Below are 21,418 nucleotides of genomic sequence, written 5' to 3' on the forward strand. Positions count from 1 at the left end.
GGTCTCGGGCCGTCAGAGTTCCGGGGCCGCTCTCACCACTCCCGCGGCGACCGCGGCGGCCAGGGTGGTGTGGTCGGTGACGGTCTGGGCTGCGTAGGTCCGGGCGAACTCGGCGACGGCCTGGTCGAAGGTGTCGGCCTTGCCCAGGTAGGCGGCGATGGCGATGCGGTCGCCGGAGCGGGCGTGGGCCCGGGCGAGGGCGGTGCCGCAGAGCCGGGCGTACGAGGTGAGGGCGGCCGGGGTCATGCCGGCGACGTCCGCCGAGCCCTTCATGTCGCGCAACTGGCGCCAGTAGTAGGCCCGTCCCTGGGGTCCGGTCATCCAGCCCAGGAAGATGTCACTGGCCGCCTGGAGCAGCCGTTGGCCGGCCACGACGCGATGCCCGGGGTGGACGTAGGGGCCATGCGGCAGATGTTCCTCCAGTACGGACTTCCGTGCCTCCTTGATCTGCAGGAACAGCGGGTCGTCCGCGTCCCGTCCGGCGAGCAGGACGATGAAGCAGCGGGTGCCGACACTGCCGACGCCGACGACCTTGCGGGCGGCGTCGACGAAGCGGTAGCGGTCCAGCAGGAGGCGGCGCTCCTCGGAGAGGGTGGAGCGGTAGTCGCTGAAGATCTTGCGCAGGGCCGCCGTGTCGGAGGTGCCGGCGGATTCCAGCAGCGGTGGGTCGTTGATGATGCGGTGGCGTCCGTCGACTACCTCCGTCAGCTTGCCGAGGGCCTGGAGGCTGGTGCGGCGGCGGGCCCGGGTCAGGCTGGACTCGACGCGCCTTCGGTGGCGGGCCGAGCGGAGGAGCGGGAGCAGGGTGTCGGCGTCCGTCCGCTCGTACCAGACGGCCAGTTCGCCGAGCCCTGCGAGTCGGTGGATGGATGTGCGGTACGCGGCCGTCGCCTCCACGGCGGCACGGTGCGCCTTCGCCTCGCTGTGGCCGTTCTCGCGGGCGGCCACGACGACGCTCGCGGCGAGTCGTTTGACGTCCCACTCGAAGGGGCCGGGGAACGTCTCGTCGAAGTCGTTCAGGTCGAAGAGCAGGGAGCGTTCCGGTGAGGCGTACAGGCCGAAGTTGAGGAGGTGTGCGTCGCCGCAGAGTTGCACGGTGAGGCCGGTGTGGGGCTGGGCGGCGAGGTCTGCGGCCATCACTGCGGCGGCGCCGCGCAGGAAGGCGAAGGGGGAGGCGGTCATACGGCCGTACCGGATCGGGAGCAGTTCCGGTAGGCGGTCGCGGCCCTGTCGTTCCAGTACGGCGACGGGGTCCGGGCGGTCGATGGAGGGGATCCAGGCGGCGTGGGCGGAGCGGGGGGTGCGTTTGCGGGCGGCTCGGCCTTGGGTGGCTCGGTCGGTGGGGGTGCGGGGGGTGCCGGTGCCGGGGGTGGTCATCTGCCGCCCTGCCTGTGCATCGCGCCTCCCGGGTCTGCCGCGCCACCTCCTGTTCGCAGCGAAGCGTGGGACGGGGGGCTGCGCATGTCGGGTACGGCGATCGGGTGACGGGATGTGGGTGCGCCCCGAGGGTTTTCGCCCCCGCCGCCCCTACCCGTCCCATCCACCAGGGGCTGCCGCCCCTTCGACCCCGCCCCCAGGGGGCTCCGCCCCCTGGACCCCCATCGGCCCGAAGGGCCTCGTCCTCAAACGCCGGACGGCGACTTCCTCTAAAGACAATGTACCCGTTGGATGTGCCCGGAAACCTGTCTGACCTGCACTTTCGGGCCGATGGCGGCGGTTCGTCTGCGGCGGTGGGAGGTTGGCGGAGAGAGTTTGAGGTCTGGCGGTCTGCGGGGCAGGAGCATGGCAGGGGGCCCGTAAGCTCACGGCGAGGTGGGGCCGGATGGCTTCACCGCGTCTTGGGTTCCACCGGGCCCCCTGTCTTGCTCCTGGAGGGGCCCCGCTGATCGCCAGACCTTAAAGTCTCGGAGCCGACCGGCTGTCGGACTGTTGTGACAGGAAGCGGCCCCGGTCGGATCTTGTGTGATCCGACCGGGGCCATCTGAGGTGTTGTGGTCAGTCGGTGGCCTCGTGATCCGCACACAGACGTCCCGCTGCCTCTGCGGGGGACAGAGACAGCGGGACGGGTCTCGATCGCTCTCAGCCTGCGGGCCACTTTGTGTCCAGACCGAGTGGGAGTCTGCGCGACCCTGAGCCTGGGGGCGCCACGGGGTCCCGGACGGGGCAGGGGATCAGGCGCTCGGCTTGCTCGGCCGGTGGCAGGAGCAGAGGCAGCGCCGTTGGAGCAGGATGCCGCTGAAGCCGGGAAGCGGGATGTCCTTGGTCTGGCGGCAGTCGCCATGTAGCTCGCTGTACTCGGGGAGCTCCGCGAGCGTGCATTCTGCCGACAGCGACGGGGCTTCCGTCGCGGGCGTGCTCATGCCTCGTCCTTGTCGGCAAAGCAGCGGCCAATGGTCACGAGGGCCAGAACATTCAAGGGGTTGCACAGGTGTCCTGGCTGGGTCATCGGCACCGACCAGTAGGAGGCTCGTGTCTGCTCGTTCAGGCCCGTATGGTCGGAACGCGGGACGCCTAAGTAGGTCCCCTGACTCAGGCACTCAGTGCCCCGGGCTTTCCATCCCGGGGCGGTGCCGGGCGGCACCAGGGCGTAATAGCGGCGCCCCCCGGGGTCGTGGATAACCGGGCCGCAGACATACTCCGCGAGGCAGGCGTCGATGGTGCACGGCTCGTCGCTCTCGGCGGCTGCGTGGACGATCGTGTCGGGGAGGCGGACTGCGTCGAAGGTCCGACCGAGGGGGATCAGCGCGAGCTGTGCGACGCTGCTCCACTCGTTCCTCACCGCGCTCGGCGATGGATGGGCGGAGGCCAGCCACTCGGAAACCGTCCCGTAGGTAGCTGGACCGGTTGGGGATGTGCGGTGAACTCGGGGGACCGTAGGCTCTGCCATGTCGGCGCTCCTAGTCAGCGTTGGCCGCGCCCCGGGGCCGTTGCGAGCGGTCGCCGGGGTCTTCGTGGTCCTCGACCGTAGGAGCGGTGCGCAGGGTGCAGGGGCACAGATTGTGCCCCTACGATTACGCAGCCAACATGCCGATCTTCACTGCCAGTTCGGAGGCACGACGGCGGCGGGCCGGAACTTTCGCCTCGGCTTCTTCGAGGACGATCCGCTTCGCGTACCCGTTGTACTTGATCGTCTCCGGGGCAGCCTCGTACGCCTTTTCCAGCGTGGCGAGTGCGACATCGGGTTGCCCGTCGAGGTGGTAGCCGCGAGCTTCCTCAATGCGGTGCCGGGCCCGGCGCGGCCTCGACGGAATGGCGACGGCGTCGGCGCGTGCGGCCTGTCGTACAGACTCACCGCCCTGACGCAGTTCCACGGCGACAGTGACTGCGTGGGCACCCATGATGGCGAGAGAAAACGACGTGACGGGGTGGTAGTAGCCCTCCGGGAGGCGCGCGGCCAAGTCGTGCGCCTGGTCCCAGTAGCGCCATGCGGTGCCGGTCTGCGCCCGTCGGGCTGCGGTGTAACCGGCTTCGAAGGTAAGCGCTCCTGCGATCGCAAGGACATCGGCTGATGCGTCGGGCAGCAGCGGCCCAAGGTAGGCCAATGTCTCCAGGGTGACCGCGTCCGCAGCGTCGAACTGTGCCGGGCCTGCGTCGCGGTGCGCCTGAGCGGTTAGCCAGGCGGCCATCCCGATGGCATGGGGATCCTCTGACTCTTGTGCAGCGATCAGCCCGCGCTCGGCGACACGCCACAAGAGCGCAGAGTCCGGTTGGTAAGCCACGAAGAACTGACAGAGCGAGTAGACCTCGGCGAGTAGGGCTTGGGCCGCCCTGCGGTCCGACACGGTGTCGGCCTGGCGTACAGCGAGTTGAGCGTCAGAGATCAGGTTCGGCAGCAACGCGCCGATCACCTCGCGGTGATTCGGTGCTGAGTGCCGTGCCTTCCAAGCCCGGATGAGCCGGGCTTGAAGGTGTTCGGTCGGCGGTGCTTCACGTTCGGTGGTCAGAGGGAAAGCGTCGATGGCGGCCTTGACCGCCGCGAGTCGGGGATGGCCGGGGCCGGTGAACAACTCGACGTGTACGGACTGATTACCCGTGAGGTCCGAAAGATCCCTGACACGCAGCAGCTCCGCAATGCGCAGGATCATCTCCAGCTTGGGCACCTTCAAGCGCCCTGTTTCGATGCCCTTCACCCATGAGCCGGACTTGCCCACCAGTCCGCCCAGTTGATCACGGGTTATGCCCTTGCGGGTACGCAAGATCTGTAGGCGCTGGCCGAACACCAGCGGATCGGCGTACGGGTCCGGGGTAGCACCTTCAGACGACACAGCCGTGCCCCTCTCTGAACAGGCCAACACAGTCAGGGTATGGGGCCGGGCCGCACCTGTGTGAGGTTCCTGCTGCCCCCTGACGCTAACGCGTTACTGCTGCGTCGTCGCCTGCGTCTTTCCCGTCTGCGAACCGGGCTGCTCAGCAGGTCGCGCCGGCCTGCGTGAAAGCGGACAACGCAACCCTCTTGACGTTCCCTATCGCAAACATGCATGCTCGCTACTCATCAGGATGAGTTCGCATTTGGCGGACTCGTCGCCCTGCGAGCCGGAAGGTAATGCATGAGAAAGATCCGCATTCCGCGAAAGCTGGCGGTGTGGTTGGCCGCTGTCGTCGCGACGTTGGTCGGATTCGTCGGCGTGGGGGCCTCGGTTGCGTCGGCAGCTCCCGAAACAGGCTCGGCCCGGCAGGCTGTGACGGCCGGTTCGACCAAGGGTGTGGCGGTCAACGGGCTGAGGCTTCGCTCCAAGCCCGGATACAGCGGCTACATCAAGGGTCTGCTCTACCGGGGTGATCGCGTGTTCATCCGCGAGGTGTTTGCCTCGGACTACAACCCGAACTGGGTCGGGGTCGTGCTCACTCAGCGCAGCAAGAGCGGGCTCCCGCGCCAGACGTTCGGGTACGTGTACAAGGCCTACCTGAAGTAGGGCCGGAAGTCGTCGGGAGGCGCCCCCGATGATCATCGCAAACTTCGCGTCCCTCTTTCCGCCTGGGAAGGGGGACGCGACTCGTTTCGGATCTTCTTGAAGTGCCGTTTAGGCAGGGCCGTTTGGAGTCGGCCAGGGTGCAACCGCGGGTCGCCTATTTGCGTCAGCAATATGTACGTGAGGCCAGTGTGCTGGATGGGTGAGGGGTGTTCACCATGACTGCGGAAACTTCCTCGGGCGCGCGTGATGCTGAATCGACGGCACGGGTGCGAGGTGTCGACTGCGTCCGGGCGTGGGCCACGGCCCGCGATGCGGCAGAGGAGTTGTACGAGGCTCTCGCAAAGCTGGGGCTGGGCCCGGAGGACATCCGGCTTACGCCGCACGCTGACGGTGAAGGGAGGGGGGTGGTGCGCATCCATGGCACGCCGGAAGGGATTCGCCTCGTGGCGCAAGCCGTGAGACGGGCTTGTTCTTGAACGCTTGCTGGTGATCGGTGCGATGTAGCCACCCGCCCCTAGCCAACGGGGAGTTGAGCTGCGCACGATGGTTGGCGCGCTGGGTGCGGGGAGGGGTATTCGGATGAGGCGGAAGACGGTCGGGCGTCCGTTACGGGCCAAGGGGCGCGGCATGGTGCGCGTCGAGGAAGACGACAGGGGCCGTCAGTGGGTGACGTGCTCGGGCTGTCGCCTGGATGCTTACGCTCCGGGGGTCTCGCCCGCGAAATCCCAGGCGCGTCGGCACGCAGACATCTGTACTCGCTGACCGCACGGTGAAGGCTCCGCCGGCTCAAGCTGGCGGAGCTTTTCTGCTGCTCAGGGGTGGTGGTCGTCGGGCGGCGGGTGCCCGGACGGGACCGGCGGCCACGCCGCAGCCCGGCCGGAGCGCCCGGCCGTCCGGCGCGCCGTAGGCGCGCCCTTGAGTAAGTAGAGGGGAGTTAGACCGATCAGCTTCGGAGCGCCTGCGGCGGGCTACTTCACGGTGATGCGGAAGGCGAGTTGCGCGGCGTCGGCGCTGACGCGGAGCTCTTCGAGGATGAGCGGACGGCCGTCTTCGGTGGCGGTCACGCGGTAGGTGATCAGGATCGGGCTGCCGTCGGTCAGGCCAAGGTCGGCGCGTTCATCGGGAAGCGCGTTGCGCGCGGTGACGGTCTCGGCCCAGGACAGGGTGTGTCCGGCTGCGGCCAACACCGTGTAGATGTCGGCCGGTTCGGCGTCGGGGTGCTTGGCCAGCGTCGGGATCTGCTCGGCGACGTCGAAGGGGATCACGGTCCGGTGGGCAGCGCGTGCGCCCGTCGTGGGATCTTTGAGGAGGCGGTCTGTGATGAACACGTCTGCCTCGTCGCGGTCCAGGAGTGTGGCCGTGATCCCTGTTGCCTCGCCCCGGGTGACGGCGGGCAACTCCGCCTCTTCGCCGGGCCATCCGAGGACGAACCCCTTGCCGCTGCGGCTGATCGTGCGCTCAATGACGGCGGCGGGAAGCCCGTGCGTGCGCACGAAAGATCCCTTGCCGTGCTGGCTCTCCACCAAGCCCATGGAGCGCAGTTCCGCGATGGCTGAGCGCACGGTGGGTCGGGAGACCTGGTAGCGCTCCATGAGCTGCGTCTCGCTGGGGAGCATGCTGCCGGGTTCGTACTCGCCTGCGGCGATTGCTTCCGCAAGTCGATCAGCCAGCTGTTTGTACATGGCGCTCGGCCGAACGATGTCTCCAGGCATGCTCTGATCTCCCTGCGGCGGTACGTGAGCCAGCGTGCTGCCGAGCACTTTAGGGCACGTCCGCTCCACACTCGTCAGCTTAAGTGCTTGCCAATCAAGGTGCGATCAGCCATGCTCACACTCATCAGAATGAGTGCGCGATTGCAAATATCGCGAAGCTCTGGGGATCAACCTGAAAGGCGTGAGTGCCTATGCAGACCATCCCGGTTGATGTGCGGAGACTGGGCGCCCTGATGTGCGTCGTCCCGCCCGAACCGAGAGTCAATCAGGAGACGGGAGAGGTCCGGAAGGATCGCGATGGCAACGTGATCTACGTCGTCGGCATCTCGGTCCGCCAGCGCGACAACCGACGTGCGGACGTGATCGACGTCGCTGTGCCCAGCGAGCCGCACGGCATCGCTGAAGGTATGCGGGTGAACGTCGTCGACCTGGTGGCCGTGGCGTGGGAGATCGAGGGCCGTAAGGGGACATCGTTTCGGGCTTCCGAGATCACGCCCCAGGGAGCACCGGCCACGACCGGCGCCGTACCCGCGGGGCGGGCCAAGTCTTCAGGAGGTGAGGCCTGATGACCTCGGACGACTTAGCTCCCGACTGGGACTGGCAGGCCCTGTACGACCGCCTGATGAACCTGGCGACCATCGCCTACATCATCGACGCCACGCCCATGGACCGCAGCACTCGCCTGCTCTCGCTGGGACGGCTGGCGCAGGACACGGAGGAAGCCCTCAAGATGGCGAACTTCGTCCTCGCACGCGAGAAGGGCGGTGAGGACTGGTGGCGCTCCGAGACGACGAAGCCGTGAAGGCGATGATGCGTGATCTACGCGTCCTCGCCGGATGTGACTCGCTGCTGACCGCCCTGCGGGACCGGGCGACGGTCAAGTACTTCCTGACGCTGGTGATCACGCACGCGGAGTCCGCAGCCGATCACGGGCGCCAAGTCCTCCAGAAGCTCGAAGAGTTGGATCAGCGGGGCGGTGATCGCTGATGGATGCGACGTTGATCGTGTGGATACTCACGGCTCTGCTCTGCGTCGGACTCCTGACGCAGGCGTACTGGGAACCGAGGCTCCGGCGGCGCTTCGGCGGGGTGCCGTTGGTCTGGTACCTGATCGGCTTTCCGGTCACGGTCTGCCGAATACGGTTCACCTGGCGGCGGCTGTGCCAGAACACGGACTTGGCGGTCGTCCGCCGCCCCCGGTACACGATGGTGGGGCGCGATGTGATGGTGCGGGGGGTGGCCCTGCGGCCCGTTCCGCCTCGCCTCGGCGTGCCGAAGATCAACCGTCTTGGCTGCGGCCTCTCCGTGCGGGTTCGTCTGCATCCCGGCCAGACTCCGGCACAGTTCATCGCTGCCACGGAGGCGATCGTGCACGCGTGGCGGGTCCACTCGGTACGGGTGATCTCACCGGAGCGCGGTGAGGTTCTGATCGTCGCGGTCGCCCGTGATCCGCTGGTGGTCGATCAGGCGCGCCGCATGTACCCCGCACCCCGCTTCATGGCTGCTGTGGTCGGCCGGACTGGAGACAGCTCGGCATGGATCATCGACTTGCGCAAGATCCCTCACTGGCTGGTGGTCGGTGCGACGCAGTCCGGCAAGTCGACGCTGTTGGCTGCGTTGGTCACGCACCTGGGAGCGCAGCCGGTCGCGCTCGTGGGGATCGACTGCAAGGGCGGGATGGAGTTCTCCCTCTTCGTCAAGCGGCTGTCCGCGCTGGCGACCAACCGGGCTGAGGCGCTCGGGCTCCTGAAGGCGATGATCACGGAGGCTGAGGCGCGCATGGCCGTGTGCCGGGCGGCCGGTGTCCGCTCGGTCTGGGATCTCGACGCCGATGAACGGCCCGTGCCGATTGTGGTGTTGGTCGACGAGATCGCGGAGCTGTACTTGGCCGGTGCGACGCTGGCCGGTCGCAAGGAAGCCGTCGAGTGCTCCACGGCCCTGCTGCGGCTTGCTCAGCTCGGTGCGGCACTCGGTATCCATCTGGTCGTAGCGGCGCAGCGCTTCGGCTCCGAACTCGGTCCCGGCGCCACAGCTCTGCGGGCCCAACTCGGCGGCCGGATCTGCCATCGGGTCAACGATGAAGCCTCGGCGGAAATGGCGCTGGGTGACCTGTCTCCCGATGCGATCGCTGTCGCCCAAGCGATCACAGAAGACGAAAAAGGGGTCGCCGTCACCACGATCGGCGGTCACTGGGTGCGGGCCCGCTCGATACTCCTGACCCCGGACAACGTCCGCCAATACGCCGCGCGTAATGCGCACCGCACGCCAGAACTCCCGCACCTTGCAGCGGCCCTGGAGGCGGGAGGCGAGAACCATGAATGAGGGCGAGGCATTCGCCTACGTGGTCTTCTTCGGAGTGATCACGGTGCTGCTGGTCCGCTCGCGTGAGGTGCCGTGGTGGGTCGCGGTGCTGATCGGCCTCTTCGGGTTCTACCTCGGCCAGACCCCGGCGTTCTTCATGATCTCCGAGTTCGTGGTCTGGATCTTCGACCGCTTCGCGGTGTGACCGCCCTCAGTCCCCTGAGAGGTGCTGTCCGATGTCTCACCGGTACATCCGCTGCCCGTACTGCCGCCGCCCCCGTCTGCGCACCCGTGGCGGACGCCTCCGCCGCTGCTACTGCTGCCGCGACGGTCGACGGCGCAAACGCTGATCACGCAGGGCAAGAAGGGAGGTTCAACCCGTGCCCCGGTTCCTGAGGTTCCTGGCACTCGTCGTCATCGTGGGCGTCCTCATCGGGATGTGCTCTCAGCACTCCTGATCGCGACCCGTCCCTCACCCCTAGAGGAGCACCGTGCACCACCACCCCGCCCCTGTCATCGCAGCCCGTCTGGCTGCTCCCGCTGGAAGGTCACCGCCCCTGCATGCCGATCACTACCGCTGACGTGCGGCGCTCCGTCCTCGACCGGGCGGAGCGCATGCGCCGACTCACCGACACCGATCAGGACTTGATCCGCCTCGCCAGCGAGCCCGGCTTCCCCCGTTGGCTCGAACAGATCAAAGCCACTGGCGGATGCGCGCACCCGATCTACCTGGCGGGCCACACAACTGTGAGCGACCCGGTCACGGGGCAGGTGCTGCGCCACTACGACACGATCAACGAACCCGGCGAACGGCTGCCTGTGCGATGCCGCAACCGCCGGGAATCCCGCTGCCTGCCCTGCTCGCGTCTCCACTCCGGCGACACCTTCCACCTCGTCCGGTCCGGCCTTCTCGGCGGCAAGGGCACCCCGGCCACGGTGACCGATCACCCCCGGCTCTTCGTCACCCTCACCGCACCGTCTTTCGGCGCCGTGCACCGGGCGACCACCGATGGCGAACCATGCCGACGCCACTCCGCCGGCACATCGTGCGAGCACGGGCACCCCCTGACCTGCGGTCTCGTGCATGCCTCCGACGACTCCGCAGTCGGTCAGCCACTCTGCCCGGACTGCTACGACTACGCCGGACACGTGCTGTGGCACGCCCACGCGGGCGAACTCTGGAACCGCACCACCAGAGCCATCCGCCGCCACCTCGCCACGTCGGCGGGCATCACGCAAGCACGCATCGGCGAACACCTGCGGATGAGCTTCGCCAAGGTCACGGAGTATCAGAGGCGGGGCGCCGTGCACTTCCATGCCGTGATCCGCCTCGACGGTCCCGACGGGCCGACCACGCCTCCGCCCACCTGGGCCAGTGCCGAACTCCTCGGCGCTGCCGTGCGATCGGCTGCGGCCTCGGTGGAGGTCTCCATGCCTTACGTGCCGGGTCTGGGAGAGCTGGTGTTCCGCTGGGGCGGACAACTCGATGTGCATTCCATCCGGCGGGCTTTCGCCGATGACAGCGCGGTGACTGATCAGGCGGTGGCGGCCTACGTCGCCAAATACGTCAGTAAGGGCGTCGGTGACGCGGGCGGCACGGACTATCCGATCAGGTCGCTCGACGACATCGCCTTGCTTCGCGTCTCCGCTCACGTGCGTGCGCTCATGGGCACCTGCTGGCGGCTGGGCAGAATGCCAGAGCTGGCGCCGCTACGCCTGCGGGCCTGGGCTCACACGCTGGGCTATCGGGGTCACGTCCTCACCAAGTCCCGCCGATACTCCACCACGTACGGCGAACTCCGCGCGACCCGTGCCGCCCGTCATGGTGTGCTCCCGTCTGGTCCTGATACGGGTCCGTTGGCGCTGGTCGAGTCGGCGTGGCGATACGTCGGATCAGGTCACACCCCCGGCGCCGAACTCATCGCCGCCGGAATCGCCGAAGATCTCGTCTTGCTCCGGGAGGTCAGACAGGAACTGGCTGCCGGGCACCGGTGGCCCGATGCGGCCTGACAGCGACGGCCAGTTCCATTGTCTCCGCACGGTAAAGGGTCGTCAGGAGGCGTTGAGCACATGGCGTGTGACGACTGGAAGTCCGGATACGGCGGCCACGATCGCCCGGCTCCTCGGAGGAGAAGCGCGCGAAGCGCATCCTTCTGCCCGTGAGCCGTGGGAGATCATGACGCGGACAGACGGATTGCGGGCCGTGGTGGAGAACGCGAGCGGTTCGGATCTCATGTTCCGGCTGGCCGTCGACTGCACGGCCGGAGTCTTCCACTACAGCTCGGGTCCGTGGCTTCTGTCGGAGATCATGGGCAGGACAGTGGACCTGCTTGCCGGGCAGGGGCGGCCTTGCCTATGTGACCTGCTAATTCGGGCTGTGGACTTCACCACGAAAACCGGAACCACGGTGCGGTATCTCCTGCCGTCATTGGTATTGATCGAGCACTGGGACGGCGGGACGCAGCCAGAGTGAGGCGGGCGGGCCGCAAGTTTGGGCGGGTGGGTGGGCCATGGCGCTGTGGCCTCGATGGCGGGCACGCCACGGCGGGGTTGCACGGGTGGGTGGGTGGGGCATGGCGGGCACTGTGCCCGGAGGCGGGCTGCATGATCGCTTGAGTGCGGGCATGCAGAAACCGGCGGAGAGGTGTCCCTCTGCCGGTCTCTGGCGTGCGTCGGATGTTAGGCGGCCTCCTCCTGCAAGAGGCTGGCTCCGGTGATACAGACGCGCTGCGGGGCGCTGGCGGGGTGGAGCGTCACGCGGACGTCGTAGCTGGTGAGTGTCTCCCGGCGGGCTGCATCGTCGGGCGCCTGGTGCCATGCGTCGGCAACGGTCTGGCCGGTAGGCATCATGCGCATCGATGGGGCCCGGTCGGGCAATGCCCTGAGTTCGGTGATTTCGCGTCCCATGCGGGCGTACTCCGTGCGGAACCATGCCGCGTCGTCGTCGGCGTCGTACAGGCCTGCCGCCCGGTCCTCGCGCAGCCGCTTGCGGTCGTGTTCCAGCGCGGTGATGCGGGCGGCGTAGCCGGTGCCCGGGTCGTACTCCCGGCGCATCACCTGACCCGTGCCGTACCGCGCCAGGAACCACAAGGTGGCCTCGGCATCCAGTAGATGCGTGCGCATGGTGGGGGCGGGCTTGCAGTCCTGGGAGGCCTCAATGCCCAGGTACCGCCCGTTGCACACGTAGGTGGTGGTGTCCGCCTCTCCGCCGGTGACCTTGAGGCGGCGTCCGCACGTTCCGCAGTACACCAGTCCCGACAGCAGTCGTGTCCCCTTCGGCGCTCTGCTGCCCCGGTGAGTCCTCGGCTGCTTCGGCGCGGTGGCCTTGATCAACTCATCCCGGGTGGCTCGGTCCCACAGCGGCGGTGCTAGCCGTACCGGGTGCCCGTCCCCGCCAATGACCGGCTGGCCCTGGTGCGTCAGGAACCCTAGGGATGCCTCGCTGGTGAGGATGTTCCGGATTGCCGGACCGGTCCACGGCGTCCCTTTCGCCTCCCGCCCGTACATGATCGCCCGGTGATCACGTGGCGACGGGATCCCCGCCCGTGTCAGCCGCGCAGCCTCCGTGTACGTGGTGATCTTTCCCGTGGTGTCGGTCAGGATGCGCTCGGCGACCTTCCGGATGATCTCGGCTGCTACGGGGTCCACCTCCACGTGATCCACCTTTCCCGTCGGGACCAAGCGCACGTAGCGGTACCCGTAAGGGTTCATCTGCTTCGGCTCACCCGCTTCCCGGGCCCGGCGGGTCTCGTCCCGGTTGCGCTTCTGGATCGCCCGAAGCTCCATCTGTGCTCCGAAGCTCTCCATACTGAGCCTCATCTCGTCCGCCGGGTCGGTAAGGTCCCACGGGCCGTCATGTCCGTAGGTCACCAGGATGCGCCCCGCCTCGTGAATGGCGTACGCGGTGTTGAGGACGTCGCGCTGATTGCGCCCGATCCGGTCTACGGCCGCACCCACGATCCCCGCGTACGGGCCCATTTCCCCCCGCAGCCACGGCCCAAGCCCTGGGCGCGTCAGCGGGTCGGTAGCGCCACTGACCTCCCAGTCATCCGCGAACGCGATCACGTGCCCGCCCACCGCTGCCACCGCCGCCAACGACTGGTCAAGCTGCCGTTCCGGCGACGATGTCGCATCCGACTTCCGCGACAGCCGCCGCACCACCACCAGGCACTTCCCGCAACCGTCGAACTCCGTGGTGATCACGTCTTGCATGATGCCGACTCCGCTTCCGCACCACAGTGCGTTTAACGGAAGTCCCTGGACGGGCTGAAATACCTGGACCGGCGTCGAGGGGCGCAGCCGCCTGTGGGTGGGTGGGGGATCGGGACGGCAGGCCCTCGTACCCGGACGCCGGGCGGGTTGAAAGGCACGGCTGGGGGCGGTGTCGGGCCGTTGTCAGTGGGGGCGGGGAGGATGGGGGGAAGCGGATGGGTGGAGGTTGGAATGGGTGGTGGGCGGGAGCGGTACGTCGGGGTCGGGGAGCGGCGGGGGCGGCTTGGGGTGCGGCATCGGCTGGGGCGGGAGGTGAGGGCTCAGCGGCCGGAGGAGGTGGCCTCGGCGCTTGTGGCTTTGCATGGGAGTGATCCGGCGGCCGTGTATCTGGCTGTCGGGGCTCGGTTGGTGGAGGCGGTGAAGACCGTGGGTGAGACCGAGCGGGCGTTGTACGAGGATCGTGCGCTGGTGCGGATGCACGGCATGCGGCACACGGTGTTCGTGTTCCCGACCGAGCTGGTCGCGGTCGTGCATGCCTCGACCGGCGTGACCGTTGCCGCGCGGGAGCGTGCCGGGCTGGTCAAGGACATGGCCAAGGCGGGGGCGCCGGATGCCGTGTGGCTGGCGGAGGTCGAGGAGTCGGCGCTGGCCGCGCTGGGGCGGCGGGGTGAGGCGACGGCGTCCGAACTCGCCCTGGACGAGCCACGGTTGCGGGAGCAGTTCGTGTACGCCGCAGGGAAGAGCTACGAGGGGGTCCACACCGTCTCGACGCAGCTGTTGAGGGTGTTGGGGACCGAGGGGAAGGTCGTACGGGGGCGGCCGCTCGGCTCCTGGACGTCCTCGCAGTTCCGCTGGGCCGTGGCGCCCGCGCATCCGGAACTCGACGTCGCCGAGGCACAGGCGGCCCTGCTCGGCCGCTGGCTCGCGGTGTGCGGGCCCGCCACGGAGGACGACCTCAAGTGGTGGACGGGCTGGAAGGTGACGGACGTCCGGCGGGCACTGGCCGCGATCGGGGCGCAGGTGGTGGCACTGGACGAGGGCACCGGGTGGGTCACGGCGGGGGACGTCGAGCCGGTGGCCGGGCCGGTGGAGCCCTGGGCCGCGCTCCTGCCCGCCCTCGATCCGACGGCGATGGGGTGGCGGCAGCGGGACTGGTATCTGGCGCCGGAACTACGCCCCCTGCTCTTCGACCGCAGCGGCAACGTGGGGCCGACGGTGTGGTGGAACGGGCGGGTGGTGGGGGGTTGGGCCCAGCGCGCCGACGGGGAGATCGTGTGGCGGGTGCTGGAGAAGGAAGGGGTGGGGCGTGAGGCGGAAGCGGCGATCGGGGTGGAGGCGGAGCGGTTGCGGGGGTGGGTGGGGGCGACCCGGGTGACGCCGAGGTTCCGGACGCCGTTGGAGCGGGAGTTGGCCGGGTAAGCGATGGCCGGCGGCGAGACGGCGCCGGGTGCCCCGAGCGGCACGGGGTACCCGGCGCCATGGCTCACCGCGCGTAACGCATCAGCGCCCGCACCATGTGGCACGTCGTGTCCGACGGCGGATGGACGCCGATCGTCTCCGCCGTGGTCCGTATCGTCTCGTTGCGGGCCTGGTTGGGCAGATAGACGCCCGAGTCGAGCAGGGCGATGGCGAGCCGCATCGCCTTGAGGCGGCGGTTGTGCGTGATGTACCACTCGCGCGGGCGTCCGGGCGGCAGTGCGCGCTTCTCCACGGGCGCGTACGGCAGGTCCAGCAGCACCGGGTGCTGAGCGGTCGACTGGGTGGGCAACGGCTTCAGTGCGGCAGCGGGCACAGGCATCCTCCTGTCGCGGTCAGGGCGTCCACGGGGGGCCACGACGCCCCCCGCAACACCCTCGAACACTTCTACTATTCTACCCTCCGCCACTGACAAAAGGCCCTGGCCACAAGGGCTTTCGGGGCCGCTGTGACCCAGGTGGAGAACGGGTTTTCGCGTACCGTGGGCGGCATGGAGATCTGGATCAACCCGGCCTGTTCCAAGTGCCGCAGCGCCCTCACCCTGCTCGACGCCGAGGGCGCCGACTACACCGTCCGCCGCTATCTGGAGGACGTACCGAGCGAGGACGAGATCAAGGACGTGCTCGACCGCCTCGGCCTCGAACCGTGGGACATCACCCGCACCCAGGAGGCCGCCGCCAAGGAGCTCGGGCTCAAGGAATGGGCCCGGGACGAGTCGACGCGGGACCGCTGGATCAAGGCGCTCTCCGAGCATCCCAAGCTCATCCAGCGGCCGATCATCACCGCGGAGGACGGGACGGCGGTGGTCGGCCGCACCGACGAAGCCGTACGGGATGCTCTGTCCCGGTAAGCAGGCGGTTGTCCGGCGGCGGGAGTTCGGGGCGTCGACGCTGTTACCCTCCGCCGCCATGACCTTCGGTGATCAAGGAACGCCGTACGGGGCCGCGGACCCGTACACCCAGTGGGTGGTCGAGCAGGAGCGGATACGTCGGCACCGGCGCACCCGGCGCGCGGTGGCCGCGGGGACGGGTGCCGTCCTCGTCGCGGCGATCACCGCGGGAGCCGTGCTGTACACGGGTGGAGACGGTGACGGGGAGGCGGCCGCTCCCCCCTCGTCGGCGGCCGCGTCCGTCACCGCGTCCCTGCCCTCCGACGCCCCGTCCGCACTGCCCTCCCTGCTCTCCCGGCCCGTGATCCGTCCGGAGCAGGCCTTCCCCGCGAAGAGCGTGCGCCTCGACGACGGCTCCCGGTACGAGCGCGTCGACCTGGCCACCACCACCGACTGCTCCGAGGGCATGTCGCCGGAGCTGGCCGCGCTGATCCAAGAGGGCAAGGGGTGCGAGCGGTTGACCGCCGCGCTGTTCACGGACACCGAGCGGCGGTCGCAGGTGACGGTGACCGTGGTGAGCTTCCGGACCGTCCAGGACGCCTCGAAGGTGTTCGCGATGGCCTCGATGGACCCGGTGACCTATCAGGTGGTGTCGCTCGATCCGCCGCCGGAGGCGGGGCTGCCGACCGTGCCGCCCGGATCGGCCGGGGTGTTCCGGCGGTTGATGACCGTGCGGTCCGTGGTGTTCGCCAACGGACAGTGGGGGGACGGGGCGGAGACCGACGAGGCCGTGATCACCAAGGAGACCGAGGATCTCCTCCAGTACGCCGATGACAACGTGGTGGCGTACGAGGATCCAAGTTCTGTGTGACGCAGGTTACTTCAGTGACTCCTGTAACCGCTGAGTAACCTCGTTCGGTATCTCGTACATAGCGGCGTACGCTCCCCGACCTCTTCAGGAGGCGCGCATGTCGCGTAGGAGAACTGTCAGCACGGGCAAGAAGGTCGCGCTGTTCGTCGGTGCGGCCGCGGTGGCGGGTGGCGGGGCCTTCGTCATGGCGAGCACCTCGAACGCCTCGCAGGCTCCGCAGAATGTGCAGACCAAGGCCGACTCGGTCGTCTGCCAGGGGCTTGCCACCGCCCTCGGGAACAACCAGAAGTTCATCGACGGCCAACGGGCCGATCCGGACGCGCAGTCCACGGCCCGGATCGCCAACCGCGAGGCCGTCATCGCACAGATCAAGGTGCAGCAAGAGGCGTCCGGGTGCGCCGTTGGGGAGTCGGCTCAGGACTCCCAGGCGGCACAGCCGGCCACGCCGAGCGCTGCGGCGAGCGCGGCACCGAGCGCACCGGCCGCCGCCTCCGGGCAGCAGGTCTGCAACGGCTCCACCGTCACCCTCTCCGGCGAGGCCGGGGCGCCGGCCGCCTCCAGCAACCAGTTCCCGGCGGGGACGAAGCTGAAGGTCACCAACCTGGACAACAACAAGTCCACGACGGTGGAGGTCACTTCGGTCTCCGGCAGCTGCGCCTTGCTGAACAACGCCGCTTTCGAGCAGGTCCGCGAGCCCGGGAAGTTCCTGATCCGACGGGCTCTGATCGAGAAGGTGGGGTGATGCCGACGGCGTAGGAATCTCGTACGTGTCACAGGTCCTGCTGTTCGCGGCCACGAGCAGCAGGACCGACATGTCTTCGGCAACCGCATCGCATACGAGCCGTCGCGCCGGGCCGCTGCGCAGCCGTGAGCAGGGGTTTCTGTCGGCTTTCTGTGTCGGCTTCTGCACACCGGCCGTCCTCACGGCGTGAGGCGCGCCACAGAACCACCAGGTAACACGGGGTTCACATCGGAGCAATGATCGGGAAATCGCCTGTTGACAGGCTGCCGGGCATCAAGCGCGGCGTTTCAGTGCCGCAGCGCCGCAGCACCCGCACATGCGCCTAGAGACCCACCCCGAAGGATGTGGCCCGTGACCTTCAAGGCTGAGTACATCTGGATCGACGGCACCGAGCCGACGGCCAAGCTTCGTTCGAAGACCAAGATACTGGCCGACGACGCCAAGGGTGCCGAACTGCCGATCTGGGGCTTTGACGGTTCCTCCACGAACCAGGCCGAGGGGCACTCCTCCGACCGTGTGCTCAAGCCGGTCTTCACCTGCCCGGACCCGATCCGTGGCGGCGACGACATCCTGGTCCTGTGTGAGGTCCTCGACATCGACTTCACGCCGCACTCCTCCAACACCCGCGCCGCGCTGGCCGAGGTCGCCGAGAAGTTCGCCGCTCAGGAGCCGATCTTCGGCATCGAGCAGGAGTACACGTTCTTCAAGGACGGCTACCCGCTCGGCTTCCCCAAGGGCGGCTTCCCGGCCCCCCAGGGCGGTTACTACTGCGGTGTCGGCGCCGACGAGATCTTCGGCCGTGACGTCGTCGAGGCGCACCTGGACAACTGCCTGAAGGCGGGTCTGGCGATCTCCGGCATCAACGCCGAGGTCATGCCCGGCCAGTGGGAGTTCCAGGTCGGCCCGGTCTCCCCGCTGGAGGTCTCCGACCACCTGTGGGTCGCCCGCTGGCTGCTCTACCGCACCGCCGAGGACTTCGGCGTCTCCGCCACCCTGGACCCCAAGCCGGTCAAGGGCGACTGGAACGGCGCGGGCGCGCACACCAACTTCTCCACCAAGGCGATGCGCGAGACGTACGAGGCGATCATCACCGCCGCCGAGTCGCTCGGTGAGGGCTCCAAGCCGCTCGACCACGTCAAGAACTACGGCGCCGGCATCGACGACCGTCTGACCGGTCTGCACGAGACCGCCCCGTGGAACGAGTACTCCTACGGTGTCTCCAACCGCGGCGCCTCGGTCCGTATCCCGTGGCAGGTGGAGAAGGACGGCAAGGGTTACATCGAGGACCGCCGTCCGAACGCCAACGTCGACCCGTACCTGGTGACGCGTCTGATCGTCGACACGTGCTGCTCCGCGCTGGAGAAGGCCGGTCAGGTCTGATCCGCCGACCAGTAGCTTCTTGAGGGGCGTCCACCTTCGGTGGACGCCCCTCGGTGCGTTGTCAGCGGGACGTGCGAAGGTGGGGGCATGGAGATCGACGGGGGCCCGCTCGACATCAAGGTCGAGACGGAGAACAACGAGACGCACACACGGATTTCGGCCGCGCGCCTGCGTGAGCTGGTGCACCGGATCGGGGGCGGCGGCGATCACTTCCTGATCGTGCAGCGGATACCGGACCGGCCGGCGGTGTTCATCCAGGTCGCCCACGAGCCGGGTGGGGTCTACGAGTTCCAGCACCGCACCGGCTCCGTCCCCCACATGTGGGTGACCGAGGTGACGGACCCCGACCTCGTCGCGGACGTCATGGCGCGCTGGGCACGGCAGGAGAAGGACTGGGACGCCTCGGTCACCTGGCAGCGCGACGAGCTCGCGGCGCCCCAGGAGGTGCCGCCGCCCGACCCGGAGGTCGCCGCGCAGGCCGAGAAGTACGTGCGCGAGACGCTCGCCGACGGCTATCTCGGCATCAAGGAGATCATCCGCGAGACCGTGTACATGGTGGAGGACCGGCTCACCACCGCCCAGGCCCGCCCGATCGTCGAGCGGCTGTGGCTGGAGCGGGTCGAGGAGCAGCAGACCTGGTCGGGGCCGACCGACCCGGACCGCCTGGAGCGGGCGTTCGCCGCGCTGGAGAAGGACGGCGTCGTCGCGCGGGAGAACTTCGCCTGTTGCGGCGGCTGCGGGAAGGCGGAGATCGGCGCCGAGATGGCGGACGCGGGCGCCCTGGGGTTCGTCTTCTTCCACTACCAGTGCACCCGTAGCGCGGCCGAGCACGACGAACTCACCCTCTACTACGGAGACACCGACAACAGCCCGGAGGCCACCGCCGCCGTGGGCCGCAAGATCGTCGCCGCTCTCGACGCCGCCGGGTTGTCCACGGAGTGGGACGGCAGTCCGGACAAGACCATCACCGTCACTCCCCTGGTCTGGCGCAAACGCCTGATGGGGTGAGGCACACCACGCTCGATTTCACGCCGAGGAAGCGTCCAAGCAGCGAGAGGAGTCTCCTGTTGCGGGCCCGTGTCTGCTTCAATGAGCGCATGGCCAGCTTCCAGAACCCCAGCGCGACAGGTCGCCATGACCTCAAGCCGTTCTGGCCCTCTCGTCAGCACCATGACTTCGACCGGGTGTGTTGCCGCGCGGTGAACGCGCGGGCCCTCTAAAGCCGTACACCCCCTCGGCCTTCGGCCAGCGCGCAGTCGACGTACGTCCACCGACGAACCTCCTCGCGCGAAAAGAGCTGACTTCTCATGGCGACCACTCGTTCCCTGTCCACCGCCACTCTCCCCACCCCCTCCGAGAGCGGCGCACGGCATCGACTCCGGGCCGTCGGCCCGGACGACGTCCCCGGCGTGGTGGACTTCCTGCCGCCCGGCGCCACCTGGCTGCCCGCTCCGCAGCACACCCTGCCCACCCTGCCGGGCCAGCCGCCGATGATCGGCTACCTGGTGCTCGTCCCGGCCGACCAGCAGCCGCCCCTCCTGCCGGACCCGGCGGGCCGGGCCGGCGAGGCCGACGGCGACCCGCTCGTCCGTATCGACACCGTGCAGCGCACCGCCGAGGTGAACGGCGCGGAACTCGACCTCACCTACCTGGAGTTCGAGCTCCTCGCCCATCTCGTCGCGCACCCGCACCGGGTGCACACCCGCGACCAGCTGGTCACCACGGTGTGGGGCTACGGACATGTGGGCGACGGCCGTACCGTCGACGTCCACATCGCCCGGCTGCGCCGCAAGCTGGGCGCCGAGAACCGCCAGGCCATCCAGACGATCCGCCGGGTCGGCTACAAGTACTCCCCGCCGACCGGGCGCTGACGGCACCGGCCGTCTGCTGACGGCAGAGATCCGTCCCGTACGGCCGCTTCGGCGTGCAGAGTCTGTGACATGAGACTTCTGGTGCTGGGTGGTACGGAGTTCGCGGGACGGGCCGTCGTCGAGGCGGCCCTCGGGCGCGGCTGGGACGTGACCGTCTTCCATCGGGGACGGCACACACCCGTGGCCGGGGTGCGGTCGCTGCACGGCGACCGCACCACGCCCGACGGGCTCGCCGCACTCGCCAGGAGCGGCGGCTCCTGGGACGCCGTCGTCGACACCTGGTCGGCGGCGCCGTCCGCGGTGCGTGACGCGGCGCGGCTGCTGCGGGACCGCGTCGGGCGGTACGTGTATGTGTCGAGCTGCTCGGTGTACGCCTGGGCGCCGCCCGTCGGCTACACCGAGGACGCTCCCCTGGTGGAGGGCGCCTCGTCCGACGCCGGGCAGAGCGACTACGCCCGCGACAAGCTGGGCGGCGAGCTGGCCGCGACCGAGGTCTTCGGCGCGGACCGCTCGCTGCTCGTCCGGTCGGGGCTGCTGATCGGGCCGTACGAGAACATCGGGCGGCTGCCGTGGTGGCTGACCCGGATCGCGCGCGGCGGTCCGGTACTGGCGCCCGGACCACGGGATCTGCCGCTGCAGTACGTCGATGTCCGCGACCTCGCCGAATGGATCCTGGACGGGGTGGAGCGGGAGCTGAGCGGGCCGTACAACCTGATGAGCGAGCGCGGGCACACCACCATGGGCGCGCTCCTCGACGCCTGCGCGAAGGTGACCGGAGGCGCCGCCGACCTGCGGTGGACCGACCCGGACGTGGTGCTCGGCGCGGGAATCGAGCCGTGGACCCAGCTGCCGGTGTGGGTGCCGCCGGGCAGTGACCTGGAGGCCGCGCTGCACAGTGCCGACGTCTCGCGGGCCGTCGGGGCGGGGCTGCGCTGTCGGCCGGTCGAGGAGACCGTAGCCGACACCTGGAGCTGGCTGCGGGAGATCGGCGGCGCCGCGCCACAGCGGCCCGACCGGCCCGCGGTGGGACTGGACCCGGCGGTGGAGGCGAAGGTACTGGGCCTCGACGGGGGTGTACCCAGCACCACCCCCTGACCCGGTGGCCAAGCCCC

General features: G+C 68.8%; 23 protein-coding genes. 16 read left to right on the forward strand and 7 right to left on the reverse strand.

Going from position 1 to position 21,418, the window contains the following annotated elements; genetic code table 11:
- Positions 1–12: 12 nt before the first annotated feature.
- The 4 genes from OHU89_RS15520 to OHU89_RS15535 all read right to left on the reverse strand — a co-directional run bounded on the left by OHU89_RS15520 (position 13) and on the right by OHU89_RS15535 (position 4,265).
- The gene (locus OHU89_RS15520; protein WP_405643224.1) at positions 13–1,377 is read right to left on the reverse strand and encodes a DUF2252 domain-containing protein; all 1,365 of its coding nucleotides are present in this window, start codon (positions 1,375–1,377) and stop codon (positions 13–15) included.
- 794 nt (positions 1,378–2,171) lie between these two features.
- Positions 2,172–2,360 (reverse strand): hypothetical protein, encoded by a 189-nt coding sequence (locus tag OHU89_RS15525; protein ID WP_405643226.1) that lies wholly within the window; start codon positions 2,358–2,360, stop codon positions 2,172–2,174.
- Positions 2,357–2,779, reverse strand: coding sequence for a hypothetical protein (locus OHU89_RS15530; RefSeq protein WP_405643227.1), 423 nt, complete (start codon positions 2,777–2,779; stop codon positions 2,357–2,359). The genes OHU89_RS15525 and OHU89_RS15530 overlap by 4 nt, the downstream gene beginning before the upstream one ends.
- Before the next feature lie 232 nt (positions 2,780–3,011).
- A complete protein-coding gene (locus tag OHU89_RS15535; RefSeq protein WP_405643229.1) occupies positions 3,012–4,265 on the reverse strand; it encodes a helix-turn-helix domain-containing protein in 1,254 nt (417 codons plus the stop codon).
- A gap of 282 nt (positions 4,266–4,547) precedes the next feature.
- On the opposite strand from OHU89_RS15535, the gene OHU89_RS15540 reads away from it, so the two are divergent.
- Positions 4,548–4,913 (forward strand): hypothetical protein, encoded by a 366-nt coding sequence (locus tag OHU89_RS15540; protein WP_405643230.1) that lies wholly within the window; start codon positions 4,548–4,550, stop codon positions 4,911–4,913.
- Between the two features lie 968 nt (positions 4,914–5,881).
- Here OHU89_RS15540 and OHU89_RS15545 read toward each other — a convergent pair.
- Positions 5,882–6,673 carry a GntR family transcriptional regulator gene (locus tag OHU89_RS15545; protein WP_405643232.1) on the reverse strand — a complete coding sequence of 264 codons (792 nt, stop codon included), beginning with the start codon at positions 6,671–6,673 and terminating at the stop codon, positions 5,882–5,884.
- A 257-nt stretch (positions 6,674–6,930) separates the two neighbouring features.
- Between OHU89_RS15545 and OHU89_RS15550 the strand changes: the two genes are divergently transcribed.
- The 7 genes from OHU89_RS15550 to OHU89_RS15580 all read left to right on the forward strand — a co-directional run bounded on the left by OHU89_RS15550 (position 6,931) and on the right by OHU89_RS15580 (position 11,398).
- The gene (locus OHU89_RS15550) at positions 6,931–7,191 is read left to right on the forward strand and encodes a hypothetical protein (protein ID WP_405643233.1); all 261 of its coding nucleotides are present in this window, start codon (positions 6,931–6,933) and stop codon (positions 7,189–7,191) included.
- Complete coding sequence (locus tag OHU89_RS15555; RefSeq protein WP_384160421.1) at positions 7,191–7,427, forward strand: hypothetical protein; 237 nt, start codon at positions 7,191–7,193, stop codon at positions 7,425–7,427. The genes OHU89_RS15550 and OHU89_RS15555 overlap by 1 nt, the downstream gene beginning before the upstream one ends.
- On the forward strand, positions 7,400–7,612 hold the full coding sequence (locus OHU89_RS15560) for a hypothetical protein (protein WP_405643235.1): 213 nt from the start codon (positions 7,400–7,402) through the stop codon (positions 7,610–7,612). The genes OHU89_RS15555 and OHU89_RS15560 overlap by 28 nt, the downstream gene beginning before the upstream one ends.
- The gene (locus tag OHU89_RS15565; RefSeq protein ID WP_405643237.1) at positions 7,612–8,946 is read left to right on the forward strand and encodes an FtsK/SpoIIIE domain-containing protein; all 1,335 of its coding nucleotides are present in this window, start codon (positions 7,612–7,614) and stop codon (positions 8,944–8,946) included. Before OHU89_RS15560 ends, OHU89_RS15565 begins: the two co-directional genes overlap by 1 nt.
- Positions 8,939–9,130, forward strand: coding sequence for a hypothetical protein (locus tag OHU89_RS15570; protein WP_171145155.1), 192 nt, complete (start codon positions 8,939–8,941; stop codon positions 9,128–9,130). The genes OHU89_RS15565 and OHU89_RS15570 overlap by 8 nt, the downstream gene beginning before the upstream one ends.
- A 356-nt stretch (positions 9,131–9,486) precedes the next feature.
- A complete protein-coding gene (locus OHU89_RS15575; protein ID WP_405643240.1) occupies positions 9,487–10,935 on the forward strand; it encodes a replication initiator in 1,449 nt (482 codons plus the stop codon).
- A gap of 67 nt (positions 10,936–11,002) precedes the next feature.
- On the forward strand, positions 11,003–11,398 hold the full coding sequence (locus OHU89_RS15580; protein ID WP_405643241.1) for a hypothetical protein: 396 nt from the start codon (positions 11,003–11,005) through the stop codon (positions 11,396–11,398).
- Positions 11,399–11,604: 206 nt separating this feature from the next.
- Here the strand turns inward: OHU89_RS15580 and OHU89_RS15585 are convergent, their stop codons facing one another.
- Positions 11,605–13,137 carry a recombinase family protein gene (locus OHU89_RS15585; RefSeq protein WP_405643243.1) on the reverse strand — a complete coding sequence of 511 codons (1,533 nt, stop codon included), beginning with the start codon at positions 13,135–13,137 and terminating at the stop codon, positions 11,605–11,607.
- Positions 13,138–13,368: 231 nt separating this feature from the next.
- Between OHU89_RS15585 and OHU89_RS15590 the strand changes: the two genes are divergently transcribed.
- Entirely contained in the window at positions 13,369–14,556 is a 1,188-nt protein-coding gene (locus OHU89_RS15590) for a winged helix DNA-binding domain-containing protein (protein WP_405643245.1), read from the forward strand.
- A 64-nt stretch (positions 14,557–14,620) separates the two neighbouring features.
- Here OHU89_RS15590 and OHU89_RS15595 read toward each other — a convergent pair whose 3' ends face one another.
- Complete coding sequence (locus tag OHU89_RS15595; RefSeq protein ID WP_266893400.1) at positions 14,621–14,929, reverse strand: hypothetical protein; 309 nt, start codon at positions 14,927–14,929, stop codon at positions 14,621–14,623.
- Between the two features lie 174 nt (positions 14,930–15,103).
- Here OHU89_RS15595 and OHU89_RS15600 point away from each other — a divergent pair, with 174 nt between their 5' ends.
- The 7 genes from OHU89_RS15600 to OHU89_RS15630 all read left to right on the forward strand — a co-directional run bounded on the left by OHU89_RS15600 (position 15,104) and on the right by OHU89_RS15630 (position 21,401).
- Complete coding sequence (locus tag OHU89_RS15600) at positions 15,104–15,463, forward strand: arsenate reductase family protein (protein ID WP_405643248.1); 360 nt, start codon at positions 15,104–15,106, stop codon at positions 15,461–15,463.
- A gap of 58 nt (positions 15,464–15,521) precedes the next feature.
- Positions 15,522–16,313, forward strand: coding sequence for a hypothetical protein (locus OHU89_RS15605; RefSeq protein WP_405643250.1), 792 nt, complete (start codon positions 15,522–15,524; stop codon positions 16,311–16,313).
- A gap of 97 nt (positions 16,314–16,410) precedes the next feature.
- Positions 16,411–17,055: a hypothetical protein gene (locus OHU89_RS15610; protein ID WP_405643253.1), complete on the forward strand. Its 645-nt coding sequence runs from the start codon at positions 16,411–16,413 to the stop codon at positions 17,053–17,055.
- A gap of 351 nt (positions 17,056–17,406) precedes the next feature.
- Positions 17,407–18,435, forward strand: coding sequence for a glutamine synthetase (gene glnII, locus OHU89_RS15615; RefSeq protein WP_266827958.1), 1,029 nt, complete (start codon positions 17,407–17,409; stop codon positions 18,433–18,435).
- An 87-nt stretch (positions 18,436–18,522) separates the two neighbouring features.
- Positions 18,523–19,443: a DUF6891 domain-containing protein gene (locus OHU89_RS15620; protein WP_405643256.1), complete on the forward strand. Its 921-nt coding sequence runs from the start codon at positions 18,523–18,525 to the stop codon at positions 19,441–19,443.
- Between the two features lie 299 nt (positions 19,444–19,742).
- Entirely contained in the window at positions 19,743–20,306 is a 564-nt protein-coding gene (locus OHU89_RS15625) for a winged helix-turn-helix domain-containing protein (RefSeq protein WP_405643258.1), read from the forward strand.
- Between the two features lie 69 nt (positions 20,307–20,375).
- On the forward strand, positions 20,376–21,401 hold the full coding sequence (locus OHU89_RS15630; RefSeq protein WP_405643261.1) for an SDR family oxidoreductase: 1,026 nt from the start codon (positions 20,376–20,378) through the stop codon (positions 21,399–21,401).
- Positions 21,402–21,418 lie beyond the last annotated feature (17 nt).

The organism is Streptomyces sp. NBC_00019 (assembly GCF_045041015.1).
Lineage (GTDB): Bacteria > Actinomycetota > Actinomycetes > Streptomycetales > Streptomycetaceae > Streptomyces.